This is a genomic window from Streptomyces sp. NPDC096046, from assembly GCF_040303285.1.
Classification (GTDB): Bacteria; Actinomycetota; Actinomycetes; order Streptomycetales; family Streptomycetaceae; genus Streptomyces.
In genome coordinates this window covers 191,193-209,510 of the sequence record NZ_JBEOSZ010000010.1, presented here as the reverse complement: position 1 = coordinate 209,510, position 18,318 = coordinate 191,193, and the positions used below count along the sequence as shown (strand labels likewise).

The 18,318-nt window shown below is 70.0% G+C and carries 21 protein-coding genes; 8 read left to right on the top strand and 13 right to left on the bottom strand.

Annotation, left to right across the window (positions count from 1 at the left end):
• Window positions 1-100: 100 nt before the first annotated feature.
• The 4 genes from ABTX62_RS12455 to ABTX62_RS12440 form a co-directional block, all read right to left on the bottom strand.
• Entirely contained in the window at window positions 101-331 is a 231-nt protein-coding gene (locus ABTX62_RS12455) for a hypothetical protein (protein WP_352116114.1), read from the bottom strand.
• A 114-nt stretch (window positions 332-445) separates the two neighbouring features.
• Window positions 446-1,435 (bottom strand): 2,3,4,5-tetrahydropyridine-2,6-dicarboxylate N-succinyltransferase, encoded by a 990-nt coding sequence (gene dapD / locus ABTX62_RS12450; protein ID WP_352116113.1) that lies wholly within the window; start codon window positions 1,433-1,435, stop codon window positions 446-448.
• Between the two features lie 147 nt (window positions 1,436-1,582).
• Window positions 1,583-2,119: a TetR/AcrR family transcriptional regulator gene (locus ABTX62_RS12445; protein WP_352116112.1), complete on the bottom strand. Its 537-nt coding sequence runs from the start codon at window positions 2,117-2,119 to the stop codon at window positions 1,583-1,585.
• Window positions 2,119-2,439: a DMT family transporter gene (locus tag ABTX62_RS12440; RefSeq protein ID WP_352116111.1), complete on the bottom strand. Its 321-nt coding sequence runs from the start codon at window positions 2,437-2,439 to the stop codon at window positions 2,119-2,121. Before ABTX62_RS12440 ends, ABTX62_RS12445 begins: the two co-directional genes overlap by 1 nt.
• Window positions 2,440-2,619: 180 nt before the next feature.
• On the opposite strand from ABTX62_RS12440, the gene ABTX62_RS12435 reads away from it, so the two are divergent.
• On the top strand, window positions 2,620-3,468 hold the full coding sequence (locus tag ABTX62_RS12435; protein ID WP_352116110.1) for an AbfB domain-containing protein: 849 nt from the start codon (window positions 2,620-2,622) through the stop codon (window positions 3,466-3,468).
• 59 nt (window positions 3,469-3,527) lie between these two features.
• Here ABTX62_RS12435 and ABTX62_RS12430 read toward each other — a convergent pair whose 3' ends face one another.
• From ABTX62_RS12430 to ABTX62_RS12395, 8 genes are read right to left on the bottom strand one after another with little or no spacing between them, the layout of a single operon-like run.
• Window positions 3,528-3,860 carry a metal-sulfur cluster assembly factor gene (locus ABTX62_RS12430; protein WP_028809645.1) on the bottom strand — a complete coding sequence of 111 codons (333 nt, stop codon included), beginning with the start codon at window positions 3,858-3,860 and terminating at the stop codon, window positions 3,528-3,530.
• Complete coding sequence (gene sufU, locus ABTX62_RS12425) at window positions 3,857-4,327, bottom strand: Fe-S cluster assembly sulfur transfer protein SufU (RefSeq protein WP_033310795.1); 471 nt, start codon at window positions 4,325-4,327, stop codon at window positions 3,857-3,859. The genes ABTX62_RS12430 and sufU overlap by 4 nt, the downstream gene beginning before the upstream one ends.
• 15 nt (window positions 4,328-4,342) lie before the next feature.
• Complete coding sequence (locus tag ABTX62_RS12420; RefSeq protein WP_352116109.1) at window positions 4,343-5,599, bottom strand: cysteine desulfurase; 1,257 nt, start codon at window positions 5,597-5,599, stop codon at window positions 4,343-4,345.
• Window positions 5,596-6,381 carry a Fe-S cluster assembly ATPase SufC gene (sufC, locus tag ABTX62_RS12415; RefSeq protein ID WP_352116108.1) on the bottom strand — a complete coding sequence of 262 codons (786 nt, stop codon included), beginning with the start codon at window positions 6,379-6,381 and terminating at the stop codon, window positions 5,596-5,598. The genes ABTX62_RS12420 and sufC overlap by 4 nt, the downstream gene beginning before the upstream one ends.
• 7 nt (window positions 6,382-6,388) lie before the next feature.
• Complete coding sequence (locus tag ABTX62_RS12410; protein ID WP_351359864.1) at window positions 6,389-6,706, bottom strand: non-heme iron oxygenase ferredoxin subunit; 318 nt, start codon at window positions 6,704-6,706, stop codon at window positions 6,389-6,391.
• Window positions 6,703-7,923 (bottom strand): Fe-S cluster assembly protein SufD, encoded by a 1,221-nt coding sequence (gene sufD / locus ABTX62_RS12405; protein ID WP_352116107.1) that lies wholly within the window; start codon window positions 7,921-7,923, stop codon window positions 6,703-6,705. Before sufD ends, ABTX62_RS12410 begins: the two co-directional genes overlap by 4 nt.
• A gap of 54 nt (window positions 7,924-7,977) precedes the next feature.
• On the bottom strand, window positions 7,978-9,399 hold the full coding sequence (gene sufB / locus ABTX62_RS12400; protein WP_062926168.1) for a Fe-S cluster assembly protein SufB: 1,422 nt from the start codon (window positions 9,397-9,399) through the stop codon (window positions 7,978-7,980).
• Entirely contained in the window at window positions 9,396-10,118 is a 723-nt protein-coding gene (locus ABTX62_RS12395; RefSeq protein WP_352116106.1) for a helix-turn-helix transcriptional regulator, read from the bottom strand. The genes sufB and ABTX62_RS12395 overlap by 4 nt, the downstream gene beginning before the upstream one ends.
• A gap of 161 nt (window positions 10,119-10,279) precedes the next feature.
• Here ABTX62_RS12395 and ABTX62_RS12390 point away from each other — a divergent pair, with 161 nt between their 5' ends.
• The 4 genes from ABTX62_RS12390 to ABTX62_RS12375 are packed head-to-tail and all read left to right on the top strand — an operon-like array spanning window position 10,280 to window position 13,882.
• Window positions 10,280-11,074, top strand: a complete 795-nt coding sequence (locus ABTX62_RS12390) for an AAC(3) family N-acetyltransferase (RefSeq protein WP_352116105.1) — start codon at window positions 10,280-10,282, stop codon at window positions 11,072-11,074.
• Between the two features lie 49 nt (window positions 11,075-11,123).
• Window positions 11,124-12,047 carry an ABC transporter ATP-binding protein gene (locus tag ABTX62_RS12385; protein ID WP_352116104.1) on the top strand — a complete coding sequence of 308 codons (924 nt, stop codon included), beginning with the start codon at window positions 11,124-11,126 and terminating at the stop codon, window positions 12,045-12,047.
• 56 nt (window positions 12,048-12,103) lie between these two features.
• Window positions 12,104-12,820 (top strand): ABC transporter permease, encoded by a 717-nt coding sequence (locus ABTX62_RS12380; RefSeq protein WP_352116123.1) that lies wholly within the window; start codon window positions 12,104-12,106, stop codon window positions 12,818-12,820.
• A 54-nt stretch (window positions 12,821-12,874) separates the two neighbouring features.
• On the top strand, window positions 12,875-13,882 hold the full coding sequence (locus ABTX62_RS12375) for a COX15/CtaA family protein (RefSeq protein ID WP_352116103.1): 1,008 nt from the start codon (window positions 12,875-12,877) through the stop codon (window positions 13,880-13,882).
• Window positions 13,883-14,079: 197 nt separating this feature from the next.
• Here ABTX62_RS12375 and ABTX62_RS12370 read toward each other — a convergent pair whose 3' ends face one another.
• A complete protein-coding gene (locus ABTX62_RS12370) occupies window positions 14,080-14,763 on the bottom strand; it encodes a glycerophosphodiester phosphodiesterase (protein ID WP_352116102.1) in 684 nt (227 codons plus the stop codon).
• 250 nt (window positions 14,764-15,013) lie between these two features.
• On the opposite strand from ABTX62_RS12370, the gene ABTX62_RS12365 reads away from it, so the two are divergent.
• From ABTX62_RS12365 to ABTX62_RS12355, 3 genes are read left to right on the top strand one after another with little or no spacing between them, the layout of a single operon-like run.
• On the top strand, window positions 15,014-16,411 hold the full coding sequence (locus ABTX62_RS12365) for a DUF6421 family protein (RefSeq protein ID WP_352116101.1): 1,398 nt from the start codon (window positions 15,014-15,016) through the stop codon (window positions 16,409-16,411).
• Window positions 16,408-17,202 (top strand): SDR family NAD(P)-dependent oxidoreductase, encoded by a 795-nt coding sequence (locus ABTX62_RS12360; protein WP_352116100.1) that lies wholly within the window; start codon window positions 16,408-16,410, stop codon window positions 17,200-17,202. The genes ABTX62_RS12365 and ABTX62_RS12360 overlap by 4 nt, the downstream gene beginning before the upstream one ends.
• Window positions 17,199-18,269 carry a threonine aldolase family protein gene (locus ABTX62_RS12355; RefSeq protein WP_352116099.1) on the top strand — a complete coding sequence of 357 codons (1,071 nt, stop codon included), beginning with the start codon at window positions 17,199-17,201 and terminating at the stop codon, window positions 18,267-18,269. Before ABTX62_RS12360 ends, ABTX62_RS12355 begins: the two co-directional genes overlap by 4 nt.
• Window positions 18,270-18,318 lie beyond the last annotated feature (49 nt).

Below are 18,318 nucleotides of genomic sequence, written 5' to 3'. Positions count from 1 at the left end.
TCGCCCATGGTTTCGGTCGACAGGGACAGGTCCACGGATCCTCCAGCACCTTGCTATCGAGCGGTCGCCCTAGGGGCATTCGGCTTCAGCCCCTGTCCGCTCAGTTCCAGGCGTACCCGTCGCCGAACAGCAGCGTGTGCTCCAGCACGTCCTCCGCCGGGTCGTCGATCTGACCGACGTTGACGTTGATCAGACCGACCCGGTGGCCGTTGTGCGAACCCGTGTTGGTCTCGTCGGCGTGCGCGGCCCCCGCGGGCAGCCAGCACACCGCCAGCGCCACGACCACCCCGGCCAGCCGGCCTGCCACGGCCCGCCCACGATCGTTCTTCATGCCCCGGTCCTCATCTCGTCGGTTCGGCGTCTGATCGGACACTGCGTCCACCCGTTCATCTGCCAAAACCATCGCGAGGTCACGCCGTGTCATCCGTACGGGGCCGCCCGGAGGTCAGTTGTGGCTGTGCAGGATCTCGTTCAGGCCGCCCCACACCGCGTTGTTCGGCCGGGCCTCGACCGTGCCGGTGACCGAGTTGCGGCGGAAGAGGATGTTGGAGGCGCCGGACAGCTCCCGGGCCTTGATGATCTGGCCGTCGGGCATGGTGACGCGGGTACCGGCCGTGACGTACAGACCGGCCTCGACGACGCACTCGTCGCCGAGGGCGATGCCCACGCCCGCCTCCGCGCCGATCAGGCAGCGCTCGCCGACGGAGATGATGACGTTGCCGCCGCCGGACAGGGTGCCCATCGTGGAGGCGCCGCCGCCGATGTCCGAGCCGTCGCCGATCACGACACCGGCGGAGATGCGGCCCTCGACCATCGAGGTGCCGAGCGTGCCGGCGTTGAAGTTGACGAAGCCCTCGTGCATGACCGTGGTGCCCTCGGCGAGGTGCGCGCCGAGGCGGACCCGGTCGGCGTCGGCGATCCGGACGCCCTTGGGGGCCACGTAGTCCGTCATGCGCGGGAACTTGTCGACGGAGGTCACCTGGAGGTGCAGACCCTCGGCGCGCGCGTTCAGCCGGACCTTTTCGAGGTCGTCGACGGCGACCGGGCCGAGCGAGGTCCAGGCGACGTTGGCGAGGAAGCCGAAGATGCCGTCCAGGCTCTGGCCGTGCGGCTTGACCAGGCGGTGGGAGAGGAGGTGCAGACGCAGGTAGGCGTCGTGCGCGTCGATCGGCTTCTCGTCGAGCGAGGCGATGACCGTGCGGACCGCGACCACCTCGACGCCCCGGCGGGCGTCCGGGCCGACCGCAGCGGTGGCGCCACCGCCGAGCAGCTCCGCGGCCCGCTCGGCGGAGAGCCGCTCGGTGCCGGACGGGCCGGGCTGGTCGGCCAGCTCGGGCGCGGGGAACCAGGTGTCCAGAACGGTGCCGTCTGCGGCGATCGTGGCGAGGCCGGCGGCCACGGCGCCGGTGGTGCGAGGAGCAGTCGTGTCGGTCATGAGGGCAACCTAACCGGCCGGGGCATGTCGGTGCTAACTCGGGCGCGGGACGTCTCAGCGTGCGAGCCACCCCCGCTGGGCGGCGAAGAGTTCACGGCGGGTCCGGCAGGTCGCAGGACCGCCGTACCGGTCCGCCGCCATGCCACCTCACGGGATGACCCGGCGCAGCACCTCGCGCGCGTACGCCTCGTCGTAGGGTGCCTCCGTGAGCAGCACCTGCAGGCAGATCCCGTCGAGCAGCGCCACCAGGGCCCGGGCCGTCACCGGGTCGGTACGCCGGGACAGCAGTTCCGCGACGCCCTCGGCCCACTCGGCGGCGACGGGCCGCAGGGCGGGCCGGCGCAGCGCGGCCAGGTAGAGCTCGTACTCCAGCTCCACCCCCGTACGCTCGCCCGCGAGCCACTCCCCCACCCACGCGGCGAGTTCGGCGGCCAGGTCGGTGCGGGGATCCTCCAGGCCGCCCCGGGAGGCGACCACCTTGGCGAAGCCCTCGTTGGCCTGTCGCAGTGCGGCGACGAGCAGCTCGTCGAGGGTCGAGAAATGGTACGTCGTCGAGCCGAGCGGCACGTCCGCCTCGGCGGCGACCGTGCGATGGCTCAGCCCGGCGATGCCCTTCCGCCCCACCACCCGGATCGCCGCGTCGATGATCCTCTGCCGCCGCTCGGGGTCGTGCCGCCGGGGCATCAGTGGGCACCGCCCAGGTTCAGCACCACGACCCCCAGGATGATCAGCGCGATCCCGGCGGCCTTGGCGACGGTCATCCCCTCCCCGAGGAAGACGATTCCGATCGTGGCGATGGCGGCGGTGCCGACCCCGGCCCAGATCGCGTAGGCCGTGCCGACCGAGACGGTCCTCAGCGTCTGCGCGAGGAGCCCGAAGGAGACCAGGTAGCCGAGGACCGTCAGCAGCGACGGCGCGAGCCGGCTGAAGCCGTCGCTGTACTTCATGGCCGTGGTCGCGCCCACCTCGGCGGCGATGGCCCCGGCCAGGAGCAGATAACCCATGTGTACGAGCGTACACATCAGATGTACGGCCGTACACAACGCGACCCTGGATCTCGGTGAGAAATCGCTCTCACCAAACGCGTCCCAGCGGCCCCGCACGTCCACTACGGTGTCACCGATCGCACACCGGGCCACCACAACTGCGCCGCCGTCAAGGGTGCCCCGCCGGAGGAACAGCGCATGTCAGAACAGAAGTCCCGGCCGCCGCAGGACCGCCCCTGGGAGAGCGGCTGGGCACCGGACACCACCCGGGCGCCGGGGACCCGACGGCTCTGGCTGGCGGGCGCGCTGGCCCTGGCGACGATCACCGCGTGCGCCACGGCCGTCACCGTGATGAACGGCGAGGCGGGCGAGCCGGAACACCGGGCGGCGCAGCCGAGCACCCTGAGCAGTTCGGCCCCGGGCGGTCTGATCTCCTTCGCGACCCCTTCCCGGGGCGCCTCCGAGGAGGCCGGTGCGGGGCGCGTCCACTCGTCTCCCAGCCCCACCCCCACCTCCGGCGCGCCCAGCGCCGCCCCGAGTCCGGAGCCCGTGAAGAAGGCGCCGAAGGAGCCGAAGCCGCCGAAGGCGTCCTCCGGCTCGTCGAAGCCGCCGAAGACGCCGGCCTCGCACGGCACCTCCATACGCTCGGTCAACTTCTCCGACCGCTACTGGCGGGTGCGCGACGGCTACGTGTTCCTGGACCGGATCGGCTCAGGCACCGGGCAGCGCGAGGACGCCACCTTCCAGCGTGTCACCGGCCTCGCCGACTCCTCCTGCTACTCCTTCACCACCGCCGACGGCCGCTATCTGCGCCACCGAAGCTTCGTCCTGGTCGCGAACGACGACGACGGCTCGTCCCTCTTCCGCCAGGACGCCACGTTCTGCCCCCGCTCCTGGTCCCCGTCGGGCGCGCTGGCGCTGGAATCGGTCAACTACCCCGGCCGTTTCCTGCGCCACCGCGACTTCCGGCTCCGCCTGGACCCCTACGAGAACAGCCACCAGTACCGCTCGGACGCGTCGTTCCGGATGGTGGCCGGGCTGAGCTGAGCACGTACAGGAGGGCGGCACCCCGAAAAGGGTGCCGCCCTCCTGTGTGTCCGTGGGTCTCAGACGTTGAACCCGAGAGCCCGCAGCTGCTCGCGTCCGTCGTCCGTGATCTTGTCGGGGCCCCACGGCGGCATCCAGACCCAATTGATGCGCAGCTCGCTCACGAGGCCGTCGGTGGCGGACTTCGCCTGGTCCTCGATGACGTCCGTCAGCGGGCAGGCCGCCGAGGTCAGCGTCATGTCGAGCGTCGCGATGTTCGCGTCGTCGATGTGGATGCCGTAGATCAGGCCCAGATTGACGACGTCGATGCCCAGCTCGGGGTCGACGACGTCGTACAGCGCCTCGCGGACCTCTTCCTCCGAGGCCGGCTTCATCTCAACGGTCTCGCTCATGCCGTCGTCTCCTTCTCGGCGTCGGCTCCGCCCAGCACCTGGGCCGTAGCGTCCTTCCAGGCCATCCAGCTCAGCAGGGCGCACTTCACCCGGGCCGGGTACTTGGACACCCCGGCGAACGCGACCGCGTCCTCCAGGATGTCCTCCATCGCGTCGTCGGGTTCGAGCTTCCCCTTGGACTGCATCAGCTCCAGGAAGGTCTCCTGGATCTTCCGCGCGTCGGAGAGGTCCTTGCCGACGAGGAGGTCGTTCAGTACGGACGCGCTCGCCTGGCTGATCGAGCAGCCCTGGCCCTCGTACGAGACGTCCTCGATCGTGGTGCCGTCGTACTTCACACGCAGTGTGATCTCGTCACCGCACGTCGGGTTGACGTGGTGCACCTCGGCGTCGCCATCCCGCAAGCCCCGCCCGTGCGGGTTCTTGTAGTGGTCCAGGATGACTTCCTGGTACATGGAGTCCAGTTTCACCGTTCAGCACGCCCCTCAGCCGAAGAAGTTCCGTACGTGCTCCAGGCCGTCGACCAACGCGTCGATCTCGGCCGGCGTGGAGTACAGATAGAACGACGCTCGCGTGGTCGCAGGAATTCCGTACCGCAGGCAGACCGGCCGGGCGCAGTGGTGTCCGACCCGGACCGCGATGCCCTGCTCGTCGAGGACCTGGCCCACGTCGTGCGGATGGATGTCGCCGAGCGTGAAGGAGATCGCCGCGCCGCGTTCCTCGGCCGTGGTGGGGCCGATGATGCGCAGGTCGGGGACTTCCAGCAGTCGCTTGACGGCGTACTCGGTGAGCGCGTGCTCGTGGGCGAGGATCTTGTCCATGCCGATCGAGTCGAGGTAGTCGATCGCCGCGCCGAGACCGACCGCCTGGGCGATCGGGGGCGTGCCCGCCTCGAACTTGTGGGGCGCCGGGGCGTAGGTCGAGGAGTGCATCGACACCGTCTCGATCATCTCGCCGCCGCCGAGGAACGGGGGCAGGTCCTCCAGCAGCTCCTGGCGGCCCCAGAGGACGCCGATGCCGGTCGGAGCGCACATCTTGTGGCCGGTGAAGGCCACGAAGTCGGCCTGGAGGGCCTGGACGTCCAGCGGCATGTGCGGCGCGGCCTGGGAGGCGTCGATGCACACCAGCGCACCGACCTCCTGGGCGCGGCGCACGATCGCCTCGACCGGGTTCTGGGTGCCGAGGATGTTGGAGACCAGCACGAAGGAGACGATCTTCGTCTTCTCCGTGATGACCTCGTCGATGTTCGACAGGTCCAGGCGGCCGTCGTCGGTCAGGCCGAACCACTTCAGCTTCGCGCCGGTGCGCTGCGCGAGCAGCTGCCACGGCACGATGTTGGAGTGGTGCTCCATCTCCGTGATGACGATCTCGGTCTCGGAGTCCACGCGGTAGGGCTCGTCGGCCCAGCCCAGCATGTTCGCCACGAGGTTGAGCGACTCCGAGGCGTTCTTGGTGAAGATCACCTCGTCGCGCGAGGGCGCGTTGACGAACTCGGCGACCTTGTCGCGCGCGCCCTCGTACAGCGCCGTGGCCTCCTCGGCGAGCACATGCACACCGCGGTGGACGTTGGCGTTGTAGCGCTCGTAGTACTCGCTCAGGGCGTCCAGCACCTGGCGCGGCTTCTGGCTGGTCGCCGCGTTGTCCAGGTACACGAGCTTCTTACCGTCGTGGACCTGGCGGTCCAGGATGGGGAAGTCCTTGCGGATCGCCTCGGTGTCGAGGAGGCCCGGCTGCGATGTCACGCGGATGCGCCACCCTTCGTGTCGGCCCCGTCGTGCTTCGCGTAGGCCTCGTAGCCCTCGTTCTCCAGCTTGTCGGCGAGTTCGGCGCCGCCGGACTCGACGATCCGGCCGCCGGAGAAGACGTGCACGTGGTCGGGCTTGATGTAGCGGAGGATGCGCGTGTAGTGGGTGATCAGCAGGGTGCCGACCTCGCCCGTCTCGCGGATGCGGTTCACGCCCTCGGACACGACGCGCAGGGCGTCGACGTCGAGGCCGGAGTCGGTCTCGTCGAGGATCGCCATCTTGGGCTTGAGGAGCTCCAGCTGGAGGATCTCGTGGCGCTTCTTCTCACCGCCGGAGAAGCCCTCGTTGACGTTGCGCTCGGCGAAGGACGGGTCCATGTTGAGGCGCTCCATGGCCTCCTTGACCTCCTTCACCCAGGTGCGCAGCTTGGGGGCCTCGCCGCGGACGGCGGTGGCGGAGGTGCGCAGGAAGTTCGACACGGAGACACCCGGGACCTCGACCGGGTACTGCATCGCGAGGAACAGGCCGGCGCGGGCGCGCTCGTCGACGGACATCTCCAGGACGTCCTCGCCGTCGAGGGTGACGGTGCCGCCGGTGATCGTGTACTTCGGGTGACCCGCGAGGGAGTAGGCGAGGGTCGACTTGCCCGAGCCGTTGGGGCCCATGATGGCGTGCGTCTCGCCCTGCTTCACGGTGAGGTCGACGCCCTTGAGGATCTCCTTCGTGGCGTTGTCGGCCTCGACGGTGACGTGCAGGTCTCGGATTTCAAGCGTTGCCATGGATGCCTCAGGACTCCTGGGTGAGGGAGACGAGCACGTCGTCCCCATCGATCTTTACGGGGTATACGGGGACGGGGCGTGTCGCCGGGAGGGCGTCGGGCTTGCCGGAACGCAGGTCGAAGCGCGAGCCGTGCAGCCAGCACTCGATGTGGCAGTCGTCGACCTCGCCCTCCGACAGGGAGACGTTCGCGTGCGAGCAGATGTCGTGGATCGCGAACACCTCGCCCTCGGTCTGCACGATGGACACGGGCGTGCCGTCGAGTTCCACCCGCTTGGGGGTGTCCTCCTCCAGCTCGCCCAGTCCACAGACGCGTACGAAGGTCATGCGACGGCCGCCTCCAGCTCCTCCTCGATCCGGGCGAGCAGGCGCTCCTCGATGTCCGGGAGGCCGATCTGCTGGACGAGCTCGGCGAAGAAGCCGCGGACCACCAGACGGCGGGCCTCGTACTGCGGGATGCCGCGCGCCATGAGGTAGAAGAGCTGCTCGTCGTCGAAGCGGCCGGTCGCCGAGGCGTGGCCGGCGCCGACGATCTCGCCGGTCTCGATCTCGAGGTTCGGTACGGAGTCCACGCGCGCCCCGTCCGTGAGGACCAGGTTGCGGTTCATCTCGTACGTGTCCGTGCCCTCGGCCGCGGCCTCGATGAGCACGTCACCGATCCACACCGCGTGCGCGTCGTCGCCCTGGAGGGCGCCCTTGTAGACGACGTTGGACTTGCAGTGCGGGACGTTGTGGTCGACCAGGAGACGGTGCTCCTGGTGCTGGCCCTGGTCGGTGAAGTACAGGCCGAACAGCTCGGCCTCACCGCCGGGCCCGGCATACCGCACACGCGGGTGCAGCCGGACGAGATCGCCGCCGAAGGTGACGACGACGGACTTGAGGGAGGCGTCGCGGCCGACGAGCGCGTTGTGCTGGGCGACGTGGACGGCCTTGTCGTCCCAGTCCTGGACGCACACGACGGTGAGCTTGGCGCCGTCGCCCAGGAGGTAGTCGACGTTGGCGGCGAGCACCGCGTCACCGGTGTGGTCGATGACCACGACGGCCTCGGCGAACGCGCCCAGTTCGATCACCTGATGGCCGAAGGCGGTGCCGCCCTCGCCGTGCACCGCGATGCGGATGGGCTCGGTGAGGACGGTCTCCTTGGGGACGGTCACGACCGAGGCCTTCTCGAAGGCCGAGTAGGCCTGGGCGGCGACGCGGTCCGCCGGGGCGCCGGCCTTGCCGAGCCGCGCGTCGTCGCGGCCGACGGCCTCGACGATGACGCCCTCGGGGGCCTGGACGTCGACCTTCACGCCGTTGCCGGTGGCGACGGCGGTGCCGTCGTGCAGGCCGCGCAGGCGCTCCAGCGGGGTGAAGCGCCACTCCTCCTCGCGGCCGTGCGGGACCGGGAAGTCCGCCACGTCGAAGGAGGGGGGCGCGCTCATGCGCGTGGCGACGGTCGACTCCGCGGCGACCGCGATCGAGCCCGCGGTCGTGGAACCCACGGGTGGGGGTCCCCCCGCTCGAGCGGAGCCGAGAGTGGGGGAGTTCTGGGCCTCAGCCATGGCTGTCGTAGTGCTCTCTTTCCTGAGTGGGACGTCTGCTGTCGAGGGGGCGGGTCAGCCGACCGCGCCCTCCATCTGCAGCTCGATCAGCCGGTTGAGCTCCAGCGCGTACTCCATGGGGAGCTCCTTGGCGATGGGCTCGACGAAGCCGCGCACGATCATCGCCATCGCCTCGAACTCGGAGAGGCCGCGGCTCATCAGGTAGAAGAGCTGGTCCTCGGAGACCTTGGAGACGGTCGCCTCGTGCCCCATGGACACGTCGTCCTCGCGGACGTCCACGTAGGGGTAGGTGTCGGAGCGGGAGATGGTGTCGACGAGCAGCGCGTCGCACAGCACGTTGGACTTCGAGCCGTGGGCCCCTTCGCCGATCTCCACGAGACCGCGGTAGGAGGTGCGGCCGCCGCCGCGGGCCACGGACTTCGACACGATGTTCGACGACGTGTTCGGCGCCATGTGGACCATCTTGGAGCCCGCGTCCTGGTGCTGGCCCTCGCCCGCGAAGGCGATGGACAGCGTCTCGCCCTTGGCGTGCTCACCCATGAGGTAGACGGCCGGGTACTTCATCGTCACCTTGGAGCCGATGTTGCCGTCGATCCACTCCATGGTCGCGCCCTCGTAGGCGACGGCGCGCTTGGTGACCAGGTTGTAGACGTTGTTCGACCAGTTCTGGATGGTCGTGTAGCGGCAGCGGGCGTTCTTCTTGACGATGATCTCGACGACCGCGGAGTGCAGCGAGTCCGACTTGTAGATCGGGGCGGTGCAGCCCTCGACGTAGTGCACATAGGCACCTTCGTCGACGATGATCAGGGTCCGCTCGAACTGGCCCATGTTCTCCGTGTTGATGCGGAAGTAGGCCTGGAGCGGGATCTCCACGTGCACGCCCGGCGGCACGTAGATGAAGGAGCCGCCCGACCACACGGCGGAGTTCAGCGACGCGAACTTGTTGTCGCCGACGGGGATGACGGTCCCGAAGTACTCCTTGAAGAGCTCCGGGTGCTCCTTCAGCGCGGTGTCGGTGTCGAGGAAGATGACGCCCTGCTCCTCCAGGTCCTCACGGATCTGGTGGTAGACGACCTCCGACTCGTACTGCGCGGCGACACCGGCGACGAGGCGCTGCTTCTCCGCCTCGGGGATGCCGAGCTTGTCGTACGTGTTCTTGATGTCCTCGGGCAGGTCCTCCCAGGACTCCGCCTGCTTCTCCGTGGAGCGCACGAAGTACTTGATGTTGTCGAAGTCGATGCCGGAGAGGTCCGAGCCCCAGTTCGGCATGGGCTTCTTCTCGAACAGGCGCAGACCCTTGAGGCGGAGCTTGGTCATCCACTCCGGCTCGTTCTTCTTGGAGGAGATGTCCCGGACGACGTCCTCGTTGATGCCGCGCTTGGCAGAGGCGCCGGCCGTGTCGGAGTCGGCCCAGCCGTACTCGTACTTGCCCAGGCCCTCGAGCTCGGGGTGGGCAGTCTCCGTGGGGAGAGTCATGCGGGGTTCCTCCCGGCCGTGCTTGCAGATGCGTTGTGGGAAATCTTGGGGATGAACGTCGTGCAGACGCCGTCGCCGTGCGCGATGGTGGCGAGCCGCTGTACATGCGTACCGAGCAGCTCCGCGAAAAATTCCGTCTCCGCCTCGCAGAGCTGCGGAAACTGCTCGGCGACGTGGGCGACCGGGCAGTGGTGCTGGCAGAGCTGTTCACCCAGCTGGGGGTGGGGCGCGCTGCGCGCCGTGGCAGCGTACCCGTCGGCGCTCAAGGCCTTGGCCAGCGCTTGGGTCCGCTTTTCGGGCGGGGCGGTCTCGACCGCGCGGCGGTAGGCGCCCGCCTGCGCGGCGATCCTGGCGCGGGCGAAGGCCGCGATCGCCTCGTTGCCGCCCTCGCGGTCGGCGATCCAGCGCAGGGCGTCCGTCGCGAGCTTGTCGTACGACTGGTCGAAGGCGTCCCGCCCGCAGTCCGTCAGAGCGAACACCTTGGCCGGCCGGCCTCGGGTGCGCGCGCCGTACACCCGCTGCTCGCGCGCCTCCACGACACCGTCGCCCGCGAGGGCGTCGAGGTGCCGGCGCACGGCCGCCTGGGTGAGGCCCAGCCGCTCGGCGAGTTCGGCGACGGTCGAGGGGCCGTGGTCCAGGATGGACCGCGCGACGCGGTTGCGGGTGGACCGCTCCCCGGTCGCCAGCTCCTCGTGCGGTGTCTCGCCGACGTTTTTCACAACGCCATTGTTGCGTAATTCCTCCGGACCGGGCAAGCCGCCCGCGTCCATCCGGCGGTGCCCTACGTCACTTAGGCATACCTAATGTGACCTGCGGAAACGATCTCTGATCGATCAAACCGGTGGCATGGGGGCAGCCGCTTCGGGGACACTCCGGAACCATGCCCACACCCCCTCCGACCGGCCCTCTTGTCACCCGCGAGACGCTCCGGACGCAGCTCGGCGAGCTCGGTGTACGCACCGGCGAGACCCTCCTCGTGCACTCCTCGCTCAGCGCCCTCGGCTGGGTCAACGGCGGCCCCGTAGCGGTGGTGCGAGGACTGCTCGACGCCCTCGGCCCGGAGGGCACCCTCGTGGTCCCCACCCAGACCGGTGACCTCTCCGACCCGGCGCTGTGGAGCAACCCGCCCGTGCCCCCGCAGTGGTGGACGGCCATCCGCGCCACCATGCCCGCCTACGATCCGCGGATCACGCCCGCCCGCGGGGTCGGCGTCGTCCCGGAGACCGTGCGCGCCTGGCCCGGCGCGCTGCGCAGCGCGCATCCGCAGACCTCGTTCGCGGCGCTCGGCCCGCGCGCGGCGGACATCATCGACGGGCACGCGTCCGACTGCCGTCTCGGCGAGCGCAGCCCGCTGGCGAAGCTGGAGGCGATGGGCGCCCGCGTGCTGCTGCTCGGCGCCGGCTACGCCTCCTGCACGAGCTTCCACCTCGCCGAGTACCGGATACCCTCCCCGCGCGTCGCGGTGGGTCGGCCGGGGCCGGACGGCTGGGAGACCGTGACCGAGGTGTCGATCAGCTCGGACCGTTTCGACGAGCTGGGCTACGACTTCGAACGGGACCGCCCCGTCGTCCGCGGCAGGGTGGGCGCGGCCGAGGCGCGGTTGTTCCCGGTGGCGGACGCGGTCGCCTTCGCCGAGCGGTGGCTGGCGGTCCACCGGCCGCGTGAGGAGGAGTAGCCGCCCCCCGCGGTCCGGGCCACCGCGCGCGTACCTAGACTCTGGACCCATGCGAAGTGAGCCCGTGGTCCAGGTCCAGGCCCTGGTGAAGCGGTACGGCCCGAAGACCGCGGTGGACGGGCTCGACCTGGTGGCCCGGGCGGGTGTGACCGCCGTGCTCGGCCCCAACGGAGCGGGCAAGACGACCACCGTCGAGACCTGCGAGGGCTACCGGAAGCCGGACTCCGGCACGGTGCGCGTCCTGGGCCTCGACCCGGTCGCGGACTCCGCCGGCCTGCGGCCCCGCATCGGCGTGATGCTCCAGTCCGGCGGCGTCTACTCGGGTTCCCGTGCCGACGAGATGCTCCGGCACGTGGCGAAGCTGCACGCGCATCCCCTGGACGTGGACGCGCTGATCGAGCGGCTGGGGCTCGGCTCCTGCGGCCGTACCGCCTACCGGCGGCTGTCGGGCGGTCAGCAGCAGCGGCTCGCGCTGGCCATGGCCGTGGTCGGGCGGCCCGAACTCGTCTTCCTCGACGAGCCGACCGCCGGGCTCGATCCGCAGGCCCGCCGCGCCACCTGGGACCTGGTCCGGGATCTGCGCGCCGACGGCGTCTCGGTGATCCTCACCACCCACTACATGGACGAGGCCGAGCAGCTCGCCGACGACGTCGCGATCATCGACGCGGGCCGGGTCATCGCCCAGGGCTCCCCGGAGGAGCTGTGCCGGGGCGGCGCGGAGAACACCCTGCGCTTCTCGGGCCGGCCCGGCCTGGACGTGGGCTCGCTGCTGAAGGCGCTGCCCGCCGACTGCTCGGCCGCCGAGCTGACTCCGGGTTCGTACCGGGTCGTCGGCAAGGTCGACCCCCAATTGCTCGCGACGGTCACCTCCTGGTGCGCCCAGCACGGCGTGATGCCGGAGAGGATCTCGGTCGAACGGCACACCCTGGAGGACGTCTTCCTGGAGCTCACCGGCAAGGAGTTGCGCTCGTGACCGCCACCGGCACGGGGAGGTACACGCCGAAGCCCGGCGCGGCGCCCCTCCACCGCATGATCGCGGCCCAGGCCGTGCTCGAGACGAAGATGCTGCTGCGCAACGGCGAGCAACTGCTGCTGACGGTGGTGATCCCGACCCTGTTGCTGACGCTGTTCAGCACCGTGGACATCGTCGACACCGGCGCCGGCGAGGCGGTCGACTTCCTCGCACCGGGCATCCTCGCGCTCGCCGTGATGTCGACGGCGTTCACCGGCCAGGCCATCGCGACCGGCTTCGAGCGGCGCTACGGCGTGCTGAAGCGGCTGGCCTCCTCGCCCCTGCCCCGCTGGGGTCTGATGACGGCGAAGACCCTGTCCGTCCTGGTCACCGAGGTGCTCCAGGTGATCCTGCTGACGGCGATCGCCTTCGCGCTCGGCTGGTCGCCGCAGGGCGACCCGTTCGCCGTGCTGCTGCTCCTGGTCCTCGGCACGGCGGCCTTCTCGGGCCTGGGCCTGCTGATGGCCGGGACGCTGAGGGCCGAGGCGACGCTGGCCGCCGCCAACCTGGTGTTCCTGCTGCTGCTCGTCGGCGGCGGGGTCATCGTGCCGCTCGACAAGTTCCCCGCCGCCGCGCAGGACGTGCTCGGCCTGCTGCCCGTCTCGGCCCTGTCGGACGGGCTGCGGGACGTGCTCCAGCACGGCGCCGGGATGCCCTGGGGCGATGTGGGGATCCTGGCCGTCTGGGCGGTCGTGGGGCTGGCGGCGGCCGGGAAGTTCTTCCGCTGGGAGTAGGGGAGGTGTCCGGTGAGGGGCCCTCGTGAAAGCGTGCACAAGCGGCGGCTTACGATGGTTCGCGTGCCAAACGTGACCCGCGCCGACGCCCTGGCCGCCCTGCGCAATCCGCTCGCCTTCATCGCCGAGCGCTGGACCCCGGAACCCCGGACGGTCCGGCGCGCGGCGCTCTCCGCGCTCCTGATGTCGGTGCTCATCGTCGTCACCGGCGGCGCCGTACGGCTGACGGGCTCGGGTCTGGGCTGCCCGACCTGGCCGAAGTGCACCGACGACTCGCTCACCGCCACCAGCGCGATGGGCCTGCACGGCGCCATCGAGTTCGGCAACCGCATGCTCACGTACGTGCTGTGCGCCGCCGTCGGCTGGGCGATCATCGCCGCGCGCTCGCGGAAGCCGTACCGGCGTGGCCTGATCCTGCTGGGCTGGGCGCAGTTCTGGATCGTGATGAGCAACGCGGTGCTCGGCGGCATCGTGGTGCTGGTCGGTCTCAACCCGTACACGGTGGCGGCGCACTTCGTGGCGACGTCGGCGCTCATCGCGGTGGCCACGGTGATGTGGCAGCGCACCCGTGAGGGCGACGCGGCACCGCGCCCGCTGGTCGGCAGCGCCGTGCGGCAGCTGGTGTGGTTCCTGGTCGCGGCGGCCGTCCTGCTCATCCTGGTCGGCACCGTCGTCACCGGCGCGGGCCCGCACGCGGGCGACTCCAGCGAGGTCGAGCGGATGCCCGTCGACTGGGAGACGGTGAGCAAGCTGCACGCCGTGCTGGCGTGGATCGTGGTGACGCTGACGTTCGCCCTGTGGTTCGTCCTCAAGGCGGTCGGCGCCCCCAAGGACCCGCTGAACCGCACCCGAGAGCTGTTCCTGATCCTGCTCGCGCAGGGCGTCATCGGCTACGTCCAGTACTTCACGGACCTGCCCGAGGTCCTGGTCGGCCTGCACATGCTCGGCTCGGCCGTGATGTGGATCTGGGTGCTGCGGGTGGTGCTGTCGCTGCGCGAACGGTCGCAGCCCACGGCCGAGGTCCCGGCCCCGGCCGCCGAGGCCGGCCTGACGAGGGCCTAAGGCCCTTCTGATGGATCTCCGTGGGAGAAGGAGCGGCGTTCGGTGCGTGCTCTCGGCGTGCGGCGCGGAAGCCCTCGTAGCGGAGCTACTTGGGCTTTCGCGCGGTGCGGCGGTGGGGGCCCCTCCCGTTCGAGCGAAGCCGAGAGCGGGGGAGCGTGCCGGGCGTCGCGACGCCGCGGAGATCCATCAGAAGGGCCTTAGGCCGTGAAACGGCCCGTGCGCTTGATGTCCGGGTGGTCGGTGGTCGCGCCGTCCAGGCCGAACGCCCGGACCAGACGCAGCTGGTCCTGCGTGTTCACGACCCAGCCGATGATCTTCAGATCGGCCTTGCGGGCCCGCTCCACGATCTCCAGCGTGAGCCGGCGGATGTTCAGGCAGACGGTTTCGGCGCCGGCCTGCACCGCGCGGTCGACGATGTCCGTGCCGTAGCGGCTGGCGACCAGTGCGGTGCGCACGCCCGGTACCAGGGGTTTGATCTCGGCGATCGCCTCGTCGTGGAACGAGGACACCTCCACCCGGCCGGCCAGTTCTCGCCGGTTCATCACCTCGGCCAGGGCCCGCGCCGCGTGCACGTCCTTGATCTCCGCCTGGAGCGGCGTGTGGACGGCCTCCAGGACCTCCTCGAAGACCGGGACCCGCTCGCCCCGGCCCGCGTCCAGGGCCCGCAGCTCGGCGAGGGTCTTCTCGGCGATCGGCCCGGTGCCGTCGGTCGTGCGGTCCACATCGACGTCGTGCATGACGACGAGCGCGCCGTCCTTGCTCAGATGCAGGTCGAGTTCGATGACGTCGAGGCCGGCCTCCTGGGCGGCGACGAAGGACCGGAGGGTGTTCTCTGGCTCGACACCCATGACTCCGCGGTGACCGATGGTGAGGAAGTTCACGACGCGACTCTCTTCCGTCGACAGGCGGCACTGAGGGGCCTGACGGCCCCCCTGACCGTATCGCCTGCACCTGCCCTGTGCAGAGAGTGAGGGCATGGTTGCCGCCCGAATGGGCAGAAGCGTGGCCGGCAGGAAAAAGTGCGGTGAAGGGTCGGGTTAGGCAGGATAATTTCCCGGGACTGCCCTTGCTGGGAGGAACCTCGTGTGTATACGGTCTGCATACGTGAGATTCTCCCGTGGAAGGTGGGACATGACGGAAATTCTTGTGCAGGTGGGTTCGGAGGAAGGTCTTCCTCCCGTGGCCAGGGTGGTGGAGCACCCGGCATGGCCCGTGCTCAAGGATGCCGTGGAGCGGATCCGTCCATGGCAGTCCAAGGACGGGTCGATCGACTTCGACGCCGAGGGCGCACCCGACCCGGCCGACGCCGAGCTCGCCGTCCGCCAGATCGCCGACGCCGTCCTGGAGCTCTCTGCGCTGCTCCCGCACGACGGGGCGTATCACGAGGCCTTGGTCAAGGATCTGACCGGGTGGGCCGACAACGGCTTCCAGGTGCCCGACTTCCTCGACTCGCTGCTGGCCTTCCAGCCGGCCGCGCACCGCGTGGACGGCCTCCAGCACCTCGTCGTCTTTCCCATGTACACCCAGAACGGCAACCCGGACCGCAACTTCGAGGCGGTCGTGCTGCGCATGGTCTGGCCGGACTGGCTGGCCGAGCTGGAGCGCACCCGCTACGACAACCCGCTGTTCTGCGGCATCAAGTTCGAGGACTTCACGGCCGGCTACGACACCAACTCGGCCGTCCTCTTCCCCGAGACCATCGCCGTGCGCGAGGCCCCGGAGCGGTTCACCTGGGGCGGCATCTTCTGCGACCGTGAGGCCGCCCGCTTCCGCCGCGTGACCGACGCCGCCGTCGACATCCTGGGCCTGGAACTGCCCGAGGACGTCGCCGCGATGGTCCACGACCAGAAGCGCTGCGAGGAGGCGTTCGTCCTGTGGGACATGGTCCACGACCGCACCCACAGTCACGGCGACCTGCCCTTCGACCCGTTCATGATCAAGCAGCGCCAGCCGTTCTGGATGTACGGCCTGGAGGAGCTGCGCTGTGACCTCACCGCCTTCAAGGAGGCCGTGAAGCTGGAGGCGGACGGCGTCCCGCAGGCGCGTGACGTGCAGGTCGCGGTCCTCTTCGACCGCATGTTCCGCTTCCCGGTCACCGGCGAGCGCGTCCGCAACTACGACGGCCTCGGCGGGCAGCTCCTCTTCGCCTACCTGCACAAGCACGACGTCGTCCGCTGGACCGACAACAGACTGACCGTCGACTGGGAGCGCGCCCCGCAGGTCACCAACCAGCTGTGCGGCGAGATCGAGGACCTGTACCGCGACGGCATCGACCGCCCCAAGCTCGTCCACTGGTTCGCCGGGTACGAGCTGGTCTCCACCTACCTCTCTCCGCACCCGGGCTCGAAGTGGGCCAAGGGTCCCGACGCGCTGGACACGACGCAGCCGCCGCGCAAACTCGTCGACGACGTGCTTCCGGACGAGTTTCCGCTGAGCATGTTCTATGAGGCGCTGTCCAAGAAGCTGAAGAACGTGATCGCCTCCACGAAGGGCATCACGGCGGACAGCTCCGAGCGGATCGCCGCATGAGCGATCGGCGGGCCGAGAACACTGCTCAGGAGGCGAAGACCATGGCGGGGAACGGGGCGCTCAGCGGTGCGGTGATCGCGGTGGCCGGAGCGGGCGGACCCGCCGGCCGGGCCGCGCTGCTCAGGCTGGCCGAGGCGGGTGCGACCGTCATCGGCTCGGACAATGATCCGGAGCGGCTGGCGGAGGCGGTGGACGCGGCGAGCTACGCGACCGGCGGCGCCACCGTCACCGGAGACACGGTCGATCTACTGGACCTGGGGGCCACCCGCGACTGGGCCACCCGCATCGAGAAGGACTTCGGCCACGTCGACGGTCTGGTCCACCTCGTCGGCGGCTGGCGCGGCAGCGAGACCTTCACCCGGACCAGCCTCGACGACTGGGACTTCCTGGAGATGCTGCTCGTGCGCACCGTGCAGCACACCTCCCTCGCCTTCCACGAGGCGCTGCAGCGCAGCGACCGCGGCCGGTACGTGCTGATCAGTGCCGCGGGCGCCACCAAGCCCACCGCGGGCAACGCCGCGTACGCGGCCGGCAAGGCGGCGGCCGAGGCGTGGACGCTGGCCATGGCGGACTACTTCCGCAAGGCCGGGGGTGCCGCAGGCCCGACGTCGGCTGCTGCGATCCTGGTGGTGAAGGCACTGGTCCACGACGCGATGCGCGCCGATCGACCCCACGCGAAGTTCGCGGGCTTCACCGACGTCAAGGATCTGGCCGAGGCCATCACCGAGGTCTGGGAGAAGCCCGCCGCAGAAGTGAACGGAAACCGTCTGTGGCTCACCGAGAAGCCGTGAACCCGCCGAAGACCGACGCCCGTCGCCGTCACGACCCCGAGGTCCGCGGTTTCGCCAGCGACAACTACGCCGGGGCCCACCCGGAGGTGCTCGCCGCCCTGGCCCTGGCCAACGGCGGACACCAGGTCGCGTACGGCGAGGACGTCTACACCGAGAACCTCCAGCAGGTGGTCCGCAGCCACTTCGGGCCCACGGCCGAGGCGTTCCCGGTCTTCAACGGCACCGGCGCGAACGTCGTCGCGCTCCAGGCGGTCACCGACCGCTGGGGCGCGGTGATCTGCGCGGAGAGCGCGCACATCAACGTCGACGAGTGCGGGGCCCCGGAGCGGGTCGGCGGTCTGAAGCTGCTGACCGTTCCGGCGCCCGACGGCAAGCTCACGCCCGAGCTGATCGACCGGCAGGCGTACGGCTGGGACGACGAGCACCGCGCGATGCCCCAGGTGGTCTCCATCGCCCAGGCCACCGAACTGGGCACGGTCTACACGCCGGAGGAGATACGCGCCATCTGCGAGCATGCCCACGCGCTCGGCATGAAGGTGCACCTGGACGGCTCGCGGCTGGCCAACGCCGCCGCCACCCTGAACGTCCCGATGCGCACGCTCACCAATGCCGCCGGTGTCGACATCCTCTCCCTCGGCGGCACCAAGAACGGCGCCCTGTTCGGCGAGGCCGTCGTGGTCCTCAACCAGGACGCCGTCAGCCACATGAAGCACCTGCGCAAGCTGTCCATGCAGCTCGCCTCCAAGATGCGCTTCGTGTCGGTGCAGCTGGAGGCCCTGCTCGCCCGGGACCTGTGGCTGCGCAACGCCGGCCACGCCAACGAGATGGCCCAGCGCCTCGCCGAGGGCGTGCGCGCCGTGCACGGTGTGGAGATCCTCTACCCGGTGCAGGCCAACGCGGTGTTCGCCCGCCTGCCCCATGATGTGAGCGAGCGACTCCAGAAGCGGTTCCGCTTCTACTTCTGGGACGAGGCCGCGGGCGACGTCCGCTGGATGTGCGCCTTCGACACGACCGAGGAGGACGTGGACACGTTCCTGGCGGCGCTGAAGGAGGAGATGGCCCGCTAGCTGCATACGTATGCGGCAGGGCGTAAATCAATTGACGGGGGAGTGATCC